This window comes from Cupriavidus sp. Met-2 (assembly GCF_049843575.1).
In the GTDB taxonomy this organism is placed as follows: domain Bacteria; phylum Pseudomonadota; class Gammaproteobacteria; order Burkholderiales; family Burkholderiaceae; genus Cupriavidus; species Cupriavidus metallidurans.
Window position 1 is genome coordinate 1 of the sequence record NZ_JBBHZL010000011.1, and the last position, 16,751, is coordinate 16,751.

Annotated in this window: 18 protein-coding genes; 8 read left to right on the forward strand and 10 right to left on the reverse strand. The window is 64.2% G+C overall.

Features of this window, described 5'->3' with window-relative positions; translation table 11 throughout:
- Window positions 1–430: helix-turn-helix domain-containing protein (locus WD006_RS21500; protein WP_425648279.1), on the reverse strand; the 430-nt coding region annotated here is incomplete at its 3' end.
- A gap of 273 nt (window positions 431–703) precedes the next feature.
- Window positions 704–1,573, reverse strand: a complete 870-nt coding sequence (locus WD006_RS21505) for an AraC family transcriptional regulator (protein ID WP_011519167.1) — start codon at window positions 1,571–1,573, stop codon at window positions 704–706.
- A gap of 140 nt (window positions 1,574–1,713) precedes the next feature.
- On the opposite strand from WD006_RS21505, the gene WD006_RS21510 reads away from it, so the two are divergent.
- A complete protein-coding gene (locus WD006_RS21510; RefSeq protein WP_029306334.1) occupies window positions 1,714–2,259 on the forward strand; it encodes a carboxymuconolactone decarboxylase family protein in 546 nt (181 codons plus the stop codon).
- A gap of 145 nt (window positions 2,260–2,404) precedes the next feature.
- Here WD006_RS21510 and WD006_RS21515 read toward each other — a convergent pair whose 3' ends face one another.
- From WD006_RS21515 to WD006_RS21525, 3 genes are all read right to left on the reverse strand, one after another.
- On the reverse strand, window positions 2,405–3,055 hold the full coding sequence (locus WD006_RS21515) for an HAD domain-containing protein (RefSeq protein WP_029306333.1): 651 nt from the start codon (window positions 3,053–3,055) through the stop codon (window positions 2,405–2,407).
- A gap of 334 nt (window positions 3,056–3,389) precedes the next feature.
- On the reverse strand, window positions 3,390–3,590 hold the full coding sequence (locus WD006_RS21520) for a hypothetical protein (RefSeq protein WP_008651314.1): 201 nt from the start codon (window positions 3,588–3,590) through the stop codon (window positions 3,390–3,392).
- A 187-nt stretch (window positions 3,591–3,777) separates the two neighbouring features.
- The gene (locus WD006_RS21525; RefSeq protein WP_011519162.1) at window positions 3,778–5,382 is read right to left on the reverse strand and encodes a methyl-accepting chemotaxis protein; all 1,605 of its coding nucleotides are present in this window, start codon (window positions 5,380–5,382) and stop codon (window positions 3,778–3,780) included.
- Window positions 5,383–5,682: 300 nt separating this feature from the next.
- Here WD006_RS21525 and WD006_RS21530 point away from each other — a divergent pair, with 300 nt between their 5' ends.
- The gene (locus tag WD006_RS21530; protein WP_051722925.1) at window positions 5,683–7,515 is read left to right on the forward strand and encodes a phosphodiesterase; all 1,833 of its coding nucleotides are present in this window, start codon (window positions 5,683–5,685) and stop codon (window positions 7,513–7,515) included.
- Window positions 7,516–7,535: 20 nt separating this feature from the next.
- Here the strand turns inward: WD006_RS21530 and WD006_RS21535 are convergent, their stop codons facing one another.
- The gene (locus WD006_RS21535) at window positions 7,536–8,321 is read right to left on the reverse strand and encodes a response regulator transcription factor (protein ID WP_011519160.1); all 786 of its coding nucleotides are present in this window, start codon (window positions 8,319–8,321) and stop codon (window positions 7,536–7,538) included.
- Between the two features lie 323 nt (window positions 8,322–8,644).
- Here WD006_RS21535 and cls point away from each other — a divergent pair, with 323 nt between their 5' ends.
- The 4 genes from cls to WD006_RS21555 all read left to right on the forward strand — a co-directional run bounded on the left by cls (window position 8,645) and on the right by WD006_RS21555 (window position 11,813).
- The gene (gene cls, locus WD006_RS21540) at window positions 8,645–10,078 is read left to right on the forward strand and encodes a cardiolipin synthase (protein WP_029306331.1); all 1,434 of its coding nucleotides are present in this window, start codon (window positions 8,645–8,647) and stop codon (window positions 10,076–10,078) included.
- A gap of 109 nt (window positions 10,079–10,187) precedes the next feature.
- Window positions 10,188–10,844, forward strand: a complete 657-nt coding sequence (locus WD006_RS21545) for a TetR/AcrR family transcriptional regulator (protein ID WP_029306330.1) — start codon at window positions 10,188–10,190, stop codon at window positions 10,842–10,844.
- 232 nt (window positions 10,845–11,076) lie between these two features.
- Window positions 11,077–11,592: a hypothetical protein gene (locus WD006_RS21550; RefSeq protein ID WP_080711333.1), complete on the forward strand. Its 516-nt coding sequence runs from the start codon at window positions 11,077–11,079 to the stop codon at window positions 11,590–11,592.
- 35 nt (window positions 11,593–11,627) lie between these two features.
- Entirely contained in the window at window positions 11,628–11,813 is a 186-nt protein-coding gene (locus tag WD006_RS21555) for a hypothetical protein (RefSeq protein WP_080711332.1), read from the forward strand.
- Between the two features lie 60 nt (window positions 11,814–11,873).
- Here the strand turns inward: WD006_RS21555 and WD006_RS21560 are convergent, their stop codons facing one another.
- The 4 genes from WD006_RS21560 to WD006_RS21575 form a co-directional block, all read right to left on the reverse strand.
- Window positions 11,874–12,299, reverse strand: a complete 426-nt coding sequence (locus WD006_RS21560; protein ID WP_011519155.1) for a hypothetical protein — start codon at window positions 12,297–12,299, stop codon at window positions 11,874–11,876.
- A 298-nt stretch (window positions 12,300–12,597) separates the two neighbouring features.
- On the reverse strand, window positions 12,598–13,698 hold the full coding sequence (locus WD006_RS21565) for an alpha/beta fold hydrolase (protein WP_029306328.1): 1,101 nt from the start codon (window positions 13,696–13,698) through the stop codon (window positions 12,598–12,600).
- Window positions 13,699–13,778: 80 nt separating this feature from the next.
- Window positions 13,779–14,546, reverse strand: a complete 768-nt coding sequence (locus WD006_RS21570) for a helix-turn-helix transcriptional regulator (protein WP_029306327.1) — start codon at window positions 14,544–14,546, stop codon at window positions 13,779–13,781.
- Window positions 14,530–15,438, reverse strand: a complete 909-nt coding sequence (locus tag WD006_RS21575; RefSeq protein ID WP_011519152.1) for a DMT family transporter — start codon at window positions 15,436–15,438, stop codon at window positions 14,530–14,532. The genes WD006_RS21570 and WD006_RS21575 overlap by 17 nt, the downstream gene beginning before the upstream one ends.
- A gap of 254 nt (window positions 15,439–15,692) precedes the next feature.
- Here WD006_RS21575 and WD006_RS21580 point away from each other — a divergent pair, with 254 nt between their 5' ends.
- Together WD006_RS21580 and WD006_RS21585 are read left to right on the forward strand one after the other, a co-directional pair.
- Window positions 15,693–16,208, forward strand: a complete 516-nt coding sequence (locus WD006_RS21580) for a cupin domain-containing protein (RefSeq protein ID WP_029306326.1) — start codon at window positions 15,693–15,695, stop codon at window positions 16,206–16,208.
- Between the two features lie 60 nt (window positions 16,209–16,268).
- A complete protein-coding gene (locus WD006_RS21585) occupies window positions 16,269–16,715 on the forward strand; it encodes a hypothetical protein (protein ID WP_029306325.1) in 447 nt (148 codons plus the stop codon).
- The last annotated feature ends 36 nt before the right edge of the window (window positions 16,716–16,751 follow it).

The following is a 16,751-nucleotide window of genomic DNA, read 5'->3' on the forward strand; positions in this document are numbered from 1 at the left end:
GGTAGGTCTCGGACTGGCAGTTCTCGAATACCAGCATACGTCCGCGGTCGCGCACGATCAGCGAGGCGACGCCTTGCGACAAATCCGCCAATTCCTGCATGTAGGGCCGCGCCACCGCCAGGACCTCTGCGCCCTGCTGCGCGGCGGGCGCCAGCGCCAGTGCGGAACTGCCCAGGCGGTAACGAACGGGGTCCGTCAGGGCCTGGAGGTAGCCAAGTTCGGTCAGCGTGTGGGTCAGGCGCGAGATCGTCGATTTTGGCAGGCCACAGCGCTTGGCGAGTTCGGCATTGCCAAGTTCGCTGTCGAATGCACGAAAGCACGCCAGCACATCCAGACCACGCGCCAGCGCGGTCACGAAATGGCGGTCTTCCTTGCGTTTGCTTTCCTTGGGTGCGGCGGCGATCTCCGCCATTTCGATCACATCTTCCATGGCGTGCTCACTCTTTGCCCGTGGCAAGTTGCACGTGCAGCTTCGCCTGGATGGTGGTGCCTGCGAGCAGGCGTGGTCTTGCGAAAAGGGGGAAGGACGCGAGACCAGAACGGTTCGCGGGTACTGCGGTACTACGCATGATGTCTCCGGGTAAGGCGTCCGGTGTTGATGACTCACCGGTATTCGATGAGTCGCATCGTCCCACCGATACTCGGCAATTGTCAACCGCAGCGCGGAATCATAATTCTGCATTGCAGAATTAAACGACTGAATCTAGTGCTCGGAGGCTTGCGTCTGCAGCCATTCCCGTGGCGATTTGCCAACTTTGGCCGCGAAAACACGCGACAGCGCAGAGGGGTTGGCATACCCAAGTTCGTTGGCCAGCAGCTTGATCGGTACGCCATCACGCAGCCGGGCCTGTGCAAGGCTGATACGCCAGCCGGCCAGGTAGTCGGCTGGCGTTTGTCCCACGATTTCGCGGAAGGCGGAGGCGAATGCGCTGCGCGACATGCCGGCGCAGGACGCCATGCGGTCCAGGTTCCAGGTCTCGCCAGGGGCTTCGTGCATCGCCACCAGTGCGCGGGCCAGTCGCGGATCGGAAAGCCCGGTAATCAGGCCCGCCTGGATGCCTGCATCGGCCGGATGATCGAGCATCCAGCGCAGTAGCTGGATCAGCACGACCTCGAACAAGCGGTCTGCCAGCAGCCGCTGGCCGCAGCGGACACGCCCGGTCTCGGCGAACAGCAGCGATAGCGCGGCATCCAGCCCCTCGACCCGCGCCAGCGGCAACACGATCAGCGGGGGCAGGGCCCTCGCAACCGGGTTCATTGCACCTCCGGCGAACTCGAGCGTGGCGCAGGTGAACTGCGAGCCTTCGATCGGCGGATTGTGGAAGGTGTGGACGACGTGCCGCGGATAGAACAGCAGGGACGGCTCGCGGATTTCCATGCGCCGAGGCAGGCCACGGGCCGAGTGCGAGAGCGTCAGATGGCCTTCGCGCAGCACGTGCAGGAATCCGCGTTCCTTCACATCGAACCGGCTGATCCCGCAGAGCGCCCCGGTATGGAACAGGTGGGCGCGAACGCGGAAGCGCTCCAGCAAGCCGGAGAGGCGGTCAGGAGTGGATTCGATCGGGTGGGACATCTTGATGGATGAATTGGTATGTTTCGTGGACGTATGGTATCCGATCGTGTTGCGCCCGGCGGCATAGTGGAGCCCATGGACGGCACGGCCCGTCCGGTTCCCAGTACCACTCCACTTATCATCCAGAAAGGAGCTTCATCATGACCGCACGTGTTCCCCTCGTAGACCAACGCACTGCTCCGGCCGCAAGCGTGACTGCCATCGAACAGATCCAGACCGCGTTCGGCGTCGTACCCAATATGTTCCGCGCCGTGGCCAACTCGCCGGCCGCGCTGCAGTCGATGTGGGGCAGCTTCGGCGCGCTCGGTGGTGGCACGATCTCAGCGCAACTGGGCGAGAAGATCGCCGTAGCCGTTGCCGACCGCAATCGCTGTGAATACTGTCTGGCCGCGCATACCGCGCTGGGCCGCAAGGCGGGCGCATCGGCCGAGGAGATGGCCGCAGCCCAGGCAGGTCTGTCGAACGAACCCAAGACGGCCGCCGCGCTGGCGTTCGCGGTGAAGGTGGTGGAAGCGCGCGGGCAGATTAGCGAGACCGAAGTGGCATCGCTGCGCCAGGTCGGTTTCAGCGACGAAGAGATTGTCGAGATCCTGGCACACGTCGCGTTGAACCTGTTCACGAACTACGTCAACGTGGTGTTCAACGTGCCAGTGGATTTCCCGAGCGTGAAGCTGATTGCGCGTTGAGGTTGCGCCGAGATTGCGCTGATGGCGCTGATTGCGCTGATGGCGCGCGAGGCTGAAAGCCAATGAAAAAAGGGCCGCAATTGCTTGCGGCCCTTTTTCTCTTGCTGCGGGACCGATTGAGCGTCAGTGCTGAGTCAGCCCTGAATCAAGCGTGAATGGCACCCGATTCGAGCTGCTTGCCAGTCAGGCTGGCCACCGCGACCGCCATGGCGCGCTCGCGGGCCTCGGCGGCGGCGGGCGCCGGCATAAAGCGCTCCGGTGCCTCGCGTGCCAATTGCTGCAGATGGCGCAGCTTGGCCTTGAGATCCGGGTCGACGCGCGAATCCGGCGTGATGGTGGAAGGGCAGGCCACACCGAGGATGTCGAGCGCCTTGCGGAAGATGTCGACGGTCAGACCTTCGGCCGGGTTCACCTGTACCAGGTGTGCGCGCTGCTCGTCGGTCAGGGACTCGGGGGCAGTGGTCGAGATGATGACCCATGCGCCCGGCGCCGGGTGTTGCGCGAACCAGGCGTCGATCTCCGCGCCGTGTCCGCCTGCCACTGGCGGCGTCATGCCTTCGACCTGCAGATCCAGCTGCTGGAAGATGGCGGCCGGGGTGCCACGGCGCCAGGCGTCCGAGACCACGACGCGGGCGCCGGCAATGCCGAACAGGCGGCGCAGGTAGCCGAGGGCGATGGGGTCGAAGTACCTGACGTCTCGCAGGGTTCCCGTGTTTGGCGTGCCGCCCAGGCGGGTAGCGGAGCGGTCCGAATACAGGACGCCGGGGACGTCCAGCATGATGAGGCGTTCAGACATGGGATTCCTGTGTTTGTCAGTCGCAGTTAAGCGGTTAAGTTGAATCAAGCGTATCTGGCTTTAGGGTGCGATGGGCTACACAAATTGTGCTCAAGTGCAACAGCCGTGTAACTTGGCCACACAACTCGTAAATGCCGGTTAGCGCTTGATATCAGTTGTTTCGTGCAGACACACTGCCCGGCTGCAGTCCGCATTGTCTCGACAATGTCGACGCGCGGATACAGACCCGATGCACGCCTCAACGAGTGGTTTGGCGGGTCGGTTGACAGGAATTTGAAAGGAAATGTTCGCGGATGTGAAACATTTGATGCATTACAAACGAGGGGAAGGGCGTTCAGCGCTTGCGCAGCAATTGCATTTCGAAATGCTCAAACGAGTACTGGCACGTGATGCCGCAAAACAGTTCGGCTCGCCTGACCGGCTGCTCGCAGGCGTGGCAGGTGCCGCAAGGCTTGAGCCGGGGCGCCCAATCGCGCCCGGCGTTCTCGAAGTCTTCCAGAAAGCTGCTGTCGTCCTGTACGGCTTTGCGTAGCATTCGCTTGTCTCCGCGGAGGCATTTCCTTGGCCAATGACGCAATGCCTTCGGCCCGAGGGCCATGCTCGCGGGGCGTTCTGCGTCGGTCAATAGGCGTGTTGCCATTTACGGACGACAAATGCGAAAACTGAAGCCTTGCCCCGGCGTTCTGCACCCTCAGGGCAAGGTATTGCGGCGGTGCGAAACCTCAGAAGCGGAAGCGCGCGACGTCTGCCTCCAGCGCTGCGGCCTGTTGGTCGAGTTGCGCCGCCTGGCCGGACACCGCCTCCACGAGCGTGCCGTTCTGGGCGCTGGTCTGCTCGAGCCGTGTCAGCGCATCGGCGACGTGCCCGATGCCGGCCGCCTGTTCGTCGGCCAGCAGGCGCAGTTCTTCGGCAAGGGTGTGGCTGTGATTGACCGCGACATCGATGCCTTCCATGGCGCCCACCACGCGCGTGCTGAGGTCCGCACCGCGTGCGATCTCTTTCGCCGCGTCGCCGACAATGCCGCCGATTTCGCGCGCAGCCGTGGCGCTACGCTGGGCCAACGCGCGGACTTCCTGCGCGACAACGGCGAAACCACGTCCCGCAGCGCCCGCGCGAGCGGCTTCCACCGCTGCATTCAGCGCCAGGATATTGGTCTGGAAGGCAATCCCTTCGATCACCGTGACGATCTCGGAGATGTTGCGCGACTGCGCGTGAACGTTCGCCATGGCGCCGCTCATGTCGCGCACCGACGCCATGCCTGTAGTGGTGGCTTCGCGCGCGCGGCTGGCCATGTCGCTCGACTGTCGGGCCTGTGCGTGCGCCTGCTGGACCAGTTCGGTCAGGCGCGCCACGTTCCCTGCAGCCTCGGCAAGCGCTGAAGCCTGCGTGCCCGTGCGTGCAGCCAGTTCGCGGTTGCCGTTTGCGATGCCGTCGCTGGCACTGGAGATTTCATGCGCGCATTGCTGAATGCGCGCGAGCACGCCGGCCAATTGATCGCGCATGCCGGCCAGGAAGTAGAGCAGGCTGCCTTGATCATGCGCGCCCACGGCGATCCGGGCGGTCAGGTCGCCATTGGCGATGCGATTCGCAACGGCCGCGGCGTCGCGCGGTTCGCCGCCGAGTTCGCGTGTCAGGCTACGTGCAGCGATCCAGGCCAGCGCGGCGGCGGCAATGAAACTGGCGACGAGCAGTACCGCCATCACGGTCTGGGCGGTGACTTGCGCGGCGGCCACGCCGGCAACCGTGTCCGCAGCTTGTTGATCCAGCGTGGACCGTGTCTGTTCGATCAGGCCGGCGAGCTTCTGCAGTTGTTCGCCGACGAAGTGTCCGTCGACCGAGACCGATGAATCGAATTGCAGGGCGTCGAGCGGCTGCTTGCCGATCAGGGCCACGAAGTTGTTCATCAGTTCGCCGGCAGTCGCGCGCTCTTTCTGCAGCGCGTCGGCTTGCTGCGGGGCGGCCGAGCGGACGCCGTCAACGGCCTGGTCGAGCCGACGCAGCGCCTGGGCGATCTCCGACGCGGCGGTGTCGCGCTCCGCGGTGCTGGTGGCCAACGTCAGCGACAGCTGGGCGCGGCCCAGCGTGGCCAGCGCCGCCTGAGCACGCTCGGCGGAGATCGCGCCGCGCATGTCGCGCTGGTAGAGCGTGTCCGTATCCTGCTTCAAATGAACCAGATTGATGATGCCGGTGAGTCCGACGGCCGCGCCGAAGGCGTAGATCAGCACGAATGCCGCTGACAGCCGCATGACCAGCGGCAGGCGCGCCAGTCCTTGCCACAGGGATTTGCCTCCCAGTCCAGGCAGACCCAGCTTGATGGCTTGCAACACGAGAAACACTCCTTCGGGGCCGCGACCCCGTCATTCCATGACCCGATGCGCTGCGGCATGCCGGCCTCTCGGTCATTCCCTGGAGAGTGCGGGGCGTCGGTCGTGCTGCGGTGCAGCGCGATCGTCGTGCATGAATGTGACGATAACGTGACACCCCCTGAATGGGTGACGTCGTCATACTGGCGACACATTGCTGTCATGAAATGGCGGACGCTCCATTTATCGTTCGCGCCGAAAGCCGCCTCGTGGCATCACGGCCTCCCGGCCGATAACCTGCCATTCAACCCTTATCCGCATGTCATGCTGACCGTCGCCTCCTCGTTGGCCACGGCCCGAGAGGCTGTGTGCCTGCCTTCGCTGCAGGCGGTATTCCAGCCTATCGTGTCGCTGGGCAATGGGGACATTCTTGGTCATGAGGCGTTGATTCGCGGCCCGGCCGCATCGTTGCACGAGATGCCTGACGCCTTGTTCCGACGCGCGCAGGCAAATGGGACAACCGTGGCGCTTGAAGTGGCGGCAGCCCGTACCGCGCTCGATGCGTGGTCGTCGCTGAACCTGCCCGGCAAGCTGTTCCTGAACTTCAGTCCATTGACGCTGCGCCATCTTCTGGTCGGGCGTGGACACGCCATGGCCGCGTTGCTGGGGGCCGATGGCATTGTCGGCGGAGCGGCGGCTATCGCACCATCCCGGGTCGTCATCGAGATCACGGAGCAGACTGCCATCGGCAATGCCCAGACCTTTGGCCAGGCCATGGCGTTGCTCGGCGAGCTCGGCGTGCATTACGCTCTGGACGATTTCGGCTCGGGACATGCCAATCTCGACATGCTGGCCGATCTGTCGCCGCAGTTCATCAAGCTGGACAAGTCGCTCGTGCGCGGGATAGGCACGTGCTCGCGCCGGCTGGAGATACTGCGCGGGATGCTACGCATGATGGGAGCATTCGGTGGGCACGTGATCGCAGAAGGCATCGAGCGGGCCGAGGAACTGGCCATGGTGCGGGATCTTGGTGTTTTCGCGGGCCAGGGCTACTTTTTGGGGAGGCCAGTGGCGCAGCCTGAACGGCAAGCGTCGCTGGAGGTGCGAGCTGTGCTGGCCTCGCGTCAGATCGCGGTGTTTCCCCAAGCCTTGCGCTCGGGGTGGTCGGGCATGACAGCCGGGCAACTCCTGCGCCCCGCGCCCACGATTCATCCGACTACCTCCAATAACGACGTCCTGGCGCGGTTTCACAGCCAGCCCGATCTGCACGCCATGGCGGTGGTGGACGAGGCCATGCGGCCGGTGGCGATGATGAACCGGCAAATCCTGATCGACCGCTACGCCACGCCATTTCATCGGGAACTCTATGGCAGGAAGGCCTGCATCACGATCGCCAATCCGGCGCCAGTTTGCTTCGACCGCCGCACCAGTCTGGAGGATATGGCCGAACTCTTCGCGGGCGAGCAATCGCATGTGCTGGCCGATGGTTTCGTGATCACTGATCAAGGCAGATACGTGGGTCTTGGCACCGTGGCCGATTTGCTACGCGCCACCACCGAGGTACGCATGGAGGCGGCACGTTATGCGAATCCGCTGACGTTCCTGCCCGGAAACATCCTGCTGAACCAGCACGTCGACCGACTCATCGCAGCTGGCAGCGCGTTCCATGCGTGCTACGTCGACCTCAACCAGTTCAAGCCATTCAACGATCGCTACGGCTACTGGAAGGGCGACGAAATGCTGAAGGGCGCGGCCGCGATTCTGGCGCAGGCTTGTGACCCCGCGCGCGACTTCCTTGGACATGTCGGCGGCGACGACTTCCTGGTGTTGTACCAGGGGGACGATTGGGAGGTACGTATCCGGGACGCCATCGCACGCTTCAACGATGCGGCACTGATGTCGTACTCGTCGACGGATCGTGCTGCTGGCGGTATTCACGGCGAGGACCGGTTCGGCAATCCGGCGTTTTTCGTGCCGGTAACGATGGCCGCCGGCGTGGTCAGTGTCGGTGCGGAAGCAATGGCGACGCTGCGGCTATGCAGTCAGCATATCGGCGCGGCCTCGGCGGTGGCCAAGCGCAGCGCCAAGCGCGCGCCATCAGGCGTTGCGCGGGTCGATATCGCCGAACTGGCTGCGCGCGGCGCGCTCGATATCTAGATCTGGATTTTCAGGCGGTCTTACGAAAGCAATTTGAACATCCGCGCAGGGGTCGATGACGCGGAGGCCGCGCGAGCGGCAGCGGACAATTCGTGGCGCGCAGCTTGATCGAGGATGTCCAGCCGATACCCCTGGGCATAGACGACGCTGACCGTGACGCCGTTCTCCGCGCACAGGTTCAGGGTACGACGCATTCGCGATACCAGTCCGGCCAGCGCGCGGGAGTAGGGCGGCAAGTCATGTCCCCAGATTGTGTGCTCGATGCGGCGGCTGGCCAGAATGCGGCCCGCGTTGGCGAACATCAGCATGGCCAGGTCGAACTCCTTGGGCGTCATCGGAATCCGGCCGCCATTGAGCGTGGCGTAGCGACCGGGGTTGCTCAGCTCGTATGGCCCGGCGCGCAACGGCATGGCTCCGCGCAAGCGCGTGCCGCTCATGCGCCGGCGCAATGCGGCGATGCGGGCCAGCAGCACACGCGCGGCCAGCGGGCGAAGCACGTAGTCGTCGGCGCCGGCATCAAGGGCCTCGACGAGGTCGTCGTCATTGTTCTCGCTGGCAAAGATCACGATTGGCACGTCGCGGTTGCGCACCGCCCGGACGGTGCGAATCACGTCGATGGCGGAGATGTCGGCCAGCTCACGGTCGATCAGGAGCATCTCGTAGGTGTCATGGCCGAGCCCTTGAATCAGGTCACGCCCGGCGTGAAAGACGTTGCATTGGTAGCCGGCGACGGCAAGGAGTTCCTGCAGCGGATGCAGGGGTGACGAGCTGTTTGCAAGCAGCGCGATGTTCGTTCGGGCATTCATGCGACATTCTCTGGAAAGCGAAGTAAACGCGTTGCAGCGTAGCCAGCGTTGGCAGGGCGAACAATCGGTGTTTCCTTAAATGGATGGCGTTGACGTCGGAATGAAACGAAATCGGGCGTCCGGCCGGCGACGCGTGCGTGGTGTCGCTTATCCACAGATTGTGTGGATAACTGCGTCGGCGCCTCCGCCAGTCGCGCCGGGTCATGGGAGCGCATCGGACTGCCTAAAAATTAAGCAGCATGGATTCGGGTGCGAGGCTTGGGGATGTTGGAAGTGATGTGCTGTGCCAGAATAGCGTCCATCCCGTCCGGCCCCGGCTGCCTATGTTGACCCCTAGTGTGATTGCAGCGATCGTCGTGTCTCTTCACGTGCTGGGCGTGATTGCGGCGCTGCACGCCGTTATGACCGTACGCACTGCGCCCGGGGCCATAGCCTGGGCTGGATCGCTGGTCATGATGCCGTACTTCTCGCTGATCCCCTATCTGATCTTTGGACGAAGCCGCTTCGCGGGATACGTCAATGCGCGGCGCTTCAACAATCACCGTCTGCGCGAGATCCGCCAGAACATGAGTACCCAGGAGCTGGATTCGCTCAGCGCCTGCCTGGTGATGAACCCCGACCAGGAATGCATGCGCGCATTGCCGCGTCTGACTGGCATGCCATGCCTGGGTAATAACGACGTGCGGCTGCTGGTCAACGGCGAGGCGACCTTCCAGGCGATCTTCGCCGCGATCGATGCCGCCACGCAGGTCGTGGTGGTCCAGTTCTTCATCGTTCATGATGATGAGCTTGGACTCGAACTGCAACGCCGCCTGTGCGCGCGTGCCAAGGCGGGGGTCAGGGTCTATTTCCTATACGACAGCATCGGCTGTCACGCGCTAGGCCGGGCCTACCTGCGTGCGCTGGAGGAAGCCGGCGTCCACGTGCGCTCATTCGCCACGCATCCCGGCTTTGTCAATCGCTTCCAGCTCAACTTCCGCAATCACCGCAAGCTGGTCATCGTCGATGGCGAGCGCGCCTTTGTCGGGGGTCATAACGTCGGCAACGAGTACCTCGGTCGCCGGCCACCACTCGCGCCCTGGCGGGATACCCATATCGAGATTCGCGGCGCGGTGGTGCTCGAGCTGCAGATGACGTTCGCCGAGGACTGGTACTGGGCCGCGCACGAGGTGCCCTACCTGTTGCTGCCACCGCCGAGGCGTTTCGGCGACATGGTGTGCCAGATCGTGCCATCCGGGCCGGCGGATGCGCAGGAGACATGCTCGCTGTTCTTCGTCGAGGCGATCCAGGCCGCGCGCAAGCGGATCTGGATTACGTCGCCATACTTCGTGCCCGACGAAGCCGTTTCCGCGATGCTACGGCTGGCAGTGCTGCGTGGTGTGGACGTGCGCATCCTGATACCGGCCCGGCCGGACCATTACGTGGTCTATGGGGCGTCGACGATCTATGCCCACCAGGCCGTCTGCGCCGGCGTGAAGGTGTTCCGCTACCAGCCGGGCTTCCTGCACCAGAAGGTCATCCTGATCGACGACGACGCGGCGGCTGTCGGCACCGCGAATCTGGACAATCGCTCGTTCCGGCTCAACTTCGAGATGATGGTCATGACGGCTCACCCGGCATTCGCGGCCAGCGTGGCCGAGATGCTGGAAGCCGATTTCGCGCAGGCCCGTCAGATCGACCGCGAGGACTTCCTTGGCGCGCCCGCCATCCTGCGCGTGGCGATGCACGTGGCCAAGCTTTTCGCTCCCATCCTTTAGTGACGCGGGAAATACGCGAACAGCGCGGACGAACGGCGCTGGAAGTGTTTGTGTACACTGTCTACTATTGTTATTCGTTGCCCTGGACGTTGTCCGCATGGGAGCTAGCATGAATCGAACCGCCGCGCCCACACCGCCCACACCGCCCACACGCACCACTTATCGCCATGGTGACCTGCGCCGGGCCCTGCTCGAAGCGGGCATCGATCTGGCACGGCAGGGCGGGCCCGATGCCATTGTCCTGCGCGAGGCGACACGCCGAGCGGGCGTGGTGCCGAATGCGGCATACCGGCACTTCGCGAACCGGCAGGATCTTTTGCAGGCAGTGCGCGCGCACGCGCTGTCCAGCCTGGCGATAGCGATGGAAGCGGAGTTGGCGACGATTCCTTCCGATGCCGCGCCAGCCGAGCGCGCGCGAGCCAGCCTGCGGGCGGTAGGCGCGGGCTACCTGCGCTTTGCCTTGGGTGAGACAGGGCTGTTTCGCACCGCATTCTCGGTTCCCGACGATGTGGAGGAAGATTCCGATCCGGCAAAAGCCGGCAATAGCGGACTGAACCCGTTCGAACTGCTTGGCGCCGCACTGGATCGCTGGGTAGAGGCAGGCCTGCTGCCAGTCGAACGACGTCCGGGTGCGGAGTACCTTGCGTGGTCGGCCGTACATGGCCTGGCGATCCTGCTCATCGACGGGCCGCTGCGCGGCCGGGCAAGGGAGCAGGCGGGAGTGCTCGGCCAACGACTGCTCGACCTGGTGGAGAAGGGCCTGTGAAAAAAAGATGCCACGGGACGGGGACCGCGTGGCATCGTGAAGCCTGAGTCTCAGGGGGAGGGGTCGGCCCTGAAACCGGGTGGGTCGCCCGTATTGCACGGGCGAGAGGCAGTGTAAGAAGACGATTCTCATATGAGAATCGGAAGATTCCGAAATTTGGACTTCTCGATGCAGCTATTGTCTAAGTGACTGTCGGAAGTCAATTCCGACCGGGTATCGACAGGAGGTTGTGATGAGGGGCGCCCACGGGTGGGTCCTGGCGGCAGTGACCGCGGCAACGATGCTGGGCGGCTGCGCGACGTATCCCGGCTATGACAGTCCGTACGGATATGACCCCAACTATCCGCTGGGCGACCTTGGTTCTGTCTACGGTGGGTACCCGGGCTACGAATATGACTACGCGTATCCCTATTGGTACGGCTACCCGTACGCGTATGGCGGCGGTTATCCATACTGGCCCGCTTACTGGCCGGCGTACACTGGTGGCGTATTCTTCGGCAGCTTCTGGTATGGCTGCTGTCACACCTCTTACTACCACCGCTACGGATGGTATGGGCATGGGTACCGTGGATACTACGGGCACGGCTGGTATGGGTATCGCGGTGGCTACTACGGCTACCGTGGATCGCCGGGCTATCCTGGGTATCGCGGGTACCCCGGCTACCAGGGCGCAGGTGGAATGCCGGGATGGGGGGGCGGTGGTAGGGGCGGACGGAGCGGTGGTGGCCGCGGAGGCGGACATCGCTGACACGCATCACCAGCACTTTTCAAGGAGCCGATGCTATGAGCAAACTGGATTCCACCAAATCTCTCACACCTGCTTCAAGAAAGGCACGCGAGTCGCATGATCAGAAGGTCGAGCAGGAACTCGACGAGGCCTTGCTCGAGACATTTCCGGCCAGTGATCCGATCGCGGTGCATCCTGTGCCGCACGAACCGGCCCACAAGGGGCCGGGCGGAAAAGGGTGATTGGAAGGCGTCTGCGAGCGTTAGCGAAAGTGGCCAGGCAACCAGGGCAACCAGGGCAATTTAGGGCAACTGGCGCAATTGCCCGATGACGGACATCAGCCGGCCGTGCGCGACGGTGACCGCGGCTTCATCCTGCAGCGCTTCCTGATAGCGCTTGCGGAAGTCCGCGTCGCCACGTTCGCTGAACAGCTTCTGCGCGGCGGCGGCCACGGCCCGGCAGGTTTCGTCGTGATGTTCTTCACCATCGAGTTCTTCGTCGATCTCGATGATCAGTCTCGATAGCGGATCGAGCCAGCGGAAGAAGGATTCCTCGGTCACGAGTTGCACGAACTGGCCGGCTGGAATCGGACCGTGCAGCCGCTCGTACTGGCCACGGTCATAACCGATGACTTCCTTGTGAACCTGGAGCAGCGCCGCGCGCAATGCCCGGAGCCCCAAGCGGCGGGTTTCCTGGATTGCAAGGAACTGTTCGCTGGGCATGTCCATCTTCACTTTCCTCTTCAATGGCAGGCCGAATGGACATGATCATCCGTGGCATCCTCCCTGGGCCGCCAGAGCCTGCCCGCTAGTGTTATCGGGCACACTCGTAGACAGCGTGATGCTGTGTACGGTGCGAAGTCAGTATAGGCAGCGGGGCAGGCGCGATCTAGCGTTGAAGCCTAGCGAAATACCCGTATTGCGGCCCCGCGACAAAGCGTGCCGGGCTTGCTGCGCAGGCGCTCGCCACGCCTCGCACGTTGCAGTGCGGCACTCGGCCGCACGGGCGGGACGGGCGAACGTGGCGCTACTTTTGCGCGGGTAGCGACTTCAGCAGTTCAACGAGATACGGCTTCCAGACCTCGGGGTGTTGCAACGTCTGATGCCCATATGTGTTCACGCTCTCCGGCATCTCCACGTACTTGCCTTGCCGTACCTTCGGCACGGTGCGTTGCATGACGCCGAGGTCCACCGCGTTGATCATGTCGTCGGCGAAGTTCACCGCGTAAAGCGGCGCGCGGATCATGCCCAGATCCGGCTCGGGGTTGTAGTCCCATGATGATTCGAACCAGTACAGGTAGTCATTGGCGTCCACGCCGCGGCTGTCCGCCACGGTCTTGTCGACGTACTGGTTGACCTGGTCGCGCGTAGGGGCGGCCTTCTGCAACGTGGCTGCGCTTTGCGTCATCAGGGCGAATACCGGCGTGGTGCGGGTCCAGTGCGTGGGCTGCCGCGTGTAGTTGCCACCATTCCATTCCGGGTCATTCCGGATCGCGTCGATCAGCATCCGGCGCCACAACCAGTTGCGGCCCGACATCGCCACGGGCTGGCTGGCGATCGGCATCAGCGCATCCATCATGTCCGGATGCCGTTCACCCCAGACCCACGTCTGCATGCCGCCCATCGACGTGCCCAGTATCAACCGCAGGTGATCGACTTTGAGTCCCTCGGTCAGCAGGCGGTAGTGGCCTTCCACCACATCGTTGTAGCCATAGCGCGGAAAGTTCGCGCGCAGGGCGTCGCTGGGCTTGCTCGATCCGCCTCGGCCGATGCCGTCGGGCATGATGATGTAGTAACGCGAGGCGTCGAGCGGCTGTCCCGCCGCGAACAGTTCCTTCTGCATCAGCGGCGTCAGGTACGCGCGTCCGGTGCCGGTAGTGCCGTGGAGCAGAAGCACGGCGTTGTTGATTTTGCCGTCGGCGCCGCGAGTGGGCGTGCCCAGTGTCGCGTAGTGAAGCTTGACGGTCGGCAGCGTCTGGCCGCTCTGGAAGTGGAAGTCGCGTGCTTCGAAATCGCCTTCGGTGGGTTGCATCACCGGCACCGTCGATTGCGCATGGACTATCCCGCAGGCGAATAGCGTGGCAACGGCGAGGCGCTTGAGCCCGACCGTCGTGATCGTTGTCTTCATGGTTGTCTCCCCGTTTTGGTTCGCTGGTTCGCTGGCTCGAACACGCGCGCATCATACGCGCGGCGGGAGAAATCTGCAGATCAGGCCAGCGCGGCGGCCCGCCACGTACCGGGCGGCTTGCCGAACCGACGGGCGAATGCGCGTGTGAAGGTGGTCTGATCGGGATAGCCAACGCCATAGGCGATATCGGCGAGCGGCATCGTACCGGCCATCAACCATTGCACGGCCTGGTCCAGCCGCAGCCGTGTCTGATAGCCGTGCGGGGTATCGCCAAACGCCTCGCAAAACAGCGTGTGGAACCGACGCGCGCCCCAGCCCATGCGCGCGGCAAGCTGGTCTACCCGCAACGGCGACGCGAGATTGGCGCGCAGCCATGCATCGATGGCCATTGCCGGAAAATGCGTGGCATCGTTACGGGCCGCATCGAGACCCAGCGCCGATGCCAGATTGCCCGCGAGCGCCGTTGCGCAATGCCACGCGTGCTGGAGTGGCAGGTCGCCAGACGGGCGATGCGTCGCCAACGCGCGGACGCGGGCAGCGAAGCTGGCATCCATGGCGAAGGCACGCGGGTTCTCCATTAGCCGCGCAGGCAGGGCGACGGAACTGGCGGGAAAGTCCGCCACGAGCTGGAGGTTTTCGGTCAGGCCCGCGCAGACATGGTGGGCGCCCGCAGGCACCACCAGGCCGTGTTGGCCATCGACGCGGTACGCATGGCCGTCAATTTGGAGCTCGATGGCCCCGTCCACGCCGAACAGCAACTGATGGTAGTCATGCGCATGACCGAAGGGCCGCGGCGAATAACGGCGCGGCTCGACCAACGGCGAGGCGTGTTCAACGAGCTTGGGCATGTCGGGGGTTGCCCTGCGTCTGACAGAGCCACACGCCAATACCGGCCACGGCCATGCCGAGCCACTGGAGCGGGGCGAGCCGGTCGCCGAACAATAGCGCGGCCTGCACGGCGGCAAGTGGTGGAGCCAGGAACATCAGCGCCGCCGCATTGGCGGCCTGACCACGGCGCACCAGGCTGAGCAGCAGCCAGGTGCCGATCCCAGACAGCACGAACGCAGCCCAGGCCAGCGATGCCCACAGCGTCGGGCCGGTTTCCCAGCGCAATGCGCCGATCCCGCCCGTGGCGCAGACCAGCACCCCGGCCACAAGCATGGCGCCGACATTCTGCCAGGCCGAGCTAGCGCGGATATCCGCACGGGCGATCGAGGTTTTCTGGAGGAGGGTTCCCATCGTGATGGAGAGAATGGCGAGCACGCCCGTCAGTATGATCCATGGCGACACGGTCTGCGGCGTGCCAGCCTGCATGGCCGGAAGCACCACCAGCCCGACGCCCAACGCGCCGAGCCCAAGGCCGCGCCAGGTACGGGACGAAGGTTGCTCCTTCAGTAGCGGGATCGCAAGCAGGGCGGTCAGCAGCGGCTGCAAGGCGCCAAGCAGCGCCATGATCGAAGGAGACAGTCCATGCGCCACCGCGCCGTAGCCCGCGCACAGGTAGATGCCCTGCATCAGCGCGCCGGCCAGCAGATGGCGTGGCACCTGCTTGAGCGCAGGCCACGTGACGCCGCTGGCCATCGCCGCCAGGGCAAACATCAGCGCGGCCAGCGTGAAGCGGGCCAGCAGGAACAGGTTGGCGTCGGCGACCGGAACGACGGCCTTGCCGACGATGAAGCCGGTGGACCAGATCAGGACGAAAGCCATGGCCGGGAGCCAGGCGGGGAAGGGGCGCGACATCGGTTCGAATCGGGTAGGGCCTTGGTGGAGCCTCGGGATGGCATTTCTTGGGCCGGAATGGTCCGCGGAATGGTCCGCATTGTCCGGGAGCCTAACCCGCCACGTGCCGGGTCGTCTTGGCGAATCCTGCAATGCCGGGGCCATGCCGCCATCGGCCGACATTCTGTCATGCCTGGCTTTCGGGTAAGGTGGCGTGTCAGTCATCCGATCCACACACCAGCCCCCCGCAGCCCCTGCAGCCCCGGAAACAAGTCATGCCTACGCGCTCACCGCAGCAACGCCTGATCGACGAACTGTCCCTGGTCCCGCACCCGGAAGGCGGCTATTACCGCGAGACCTACCGGGACCCCGCGCGTATCACACGCGTGGCCGACGGAGCCGAGCGCTCTGCATCCACGGCCATCTACTACCTGCTGTGCGATGGCGCCTATTCGGCTTGGCACCGCATCCAGTCCGACGAAGCATGGCACTTTTACGCGGGCGATGTGCTCAATGTCCACGTGCTGGCACCTGACGGCGCGTTCACCACGCACCGGTTGGGTAATCCGCTGTTCCAGCCAGGGACCGTCTTCCAGGCGGTGGTGCCGGCCGGCTGCTGGTTTGCCGCGGAACCCGTGGTGGGCGCGGCCGGCTATGCCCTGGCCGGTTGCACGGTGGCGCCGGGATTCGAGTTCAGCGAGTTCGAGCTGGCGGACCGCGATGAACTGGCGCGGCTGGCGTCATCCCATCCACGTCACGCCGCGTTGATTACCCGGCTGGGCAAGGCATAAGCAGCGGCCCGTCGCTTGCCTTACCTGTCCTGTCCGTCCGATCAACGAGGCCAATTCACCATGAATGCACGGAACGCTGTCCTGCTGGCTGTCCTGCTTTGCGCCACGAATGCGATGACCGCGTTCGCGGCGACCCGGTGCGATGGCCCAGACCACAAGGTTCTCTATCTCGACGATGGCGTGACGTGCCCGACCGGCTACCGCAATGCCGGCGAGCCAGGCGGCACGCTCTCGATCATCGGCAAGACGGCGGTCACCCGGCAGCAGGAGGAAGCCTACCTCCGTCGCCACGACGTCGAAGCCAGGCAGTTGCAGCAGGCCAGCGCCCGTGAACAACAGATGACGATCACCGCGGAGAACAATCGCCGCTCCGGTTGCACCATGCTGTTCAATCAGCTCCGCCAGAACGACCTCGCCATGCGTCAGGGCAACGCCTGGGACAACATGGCGCAGCTCAAGGCCAACCGCCAGGCCATCGTGAATCAGCGTGGTCAGCTTGGCTGTTAGGCGGACCGGATACCAGAGTGCTGCAAGCTGCGCGAC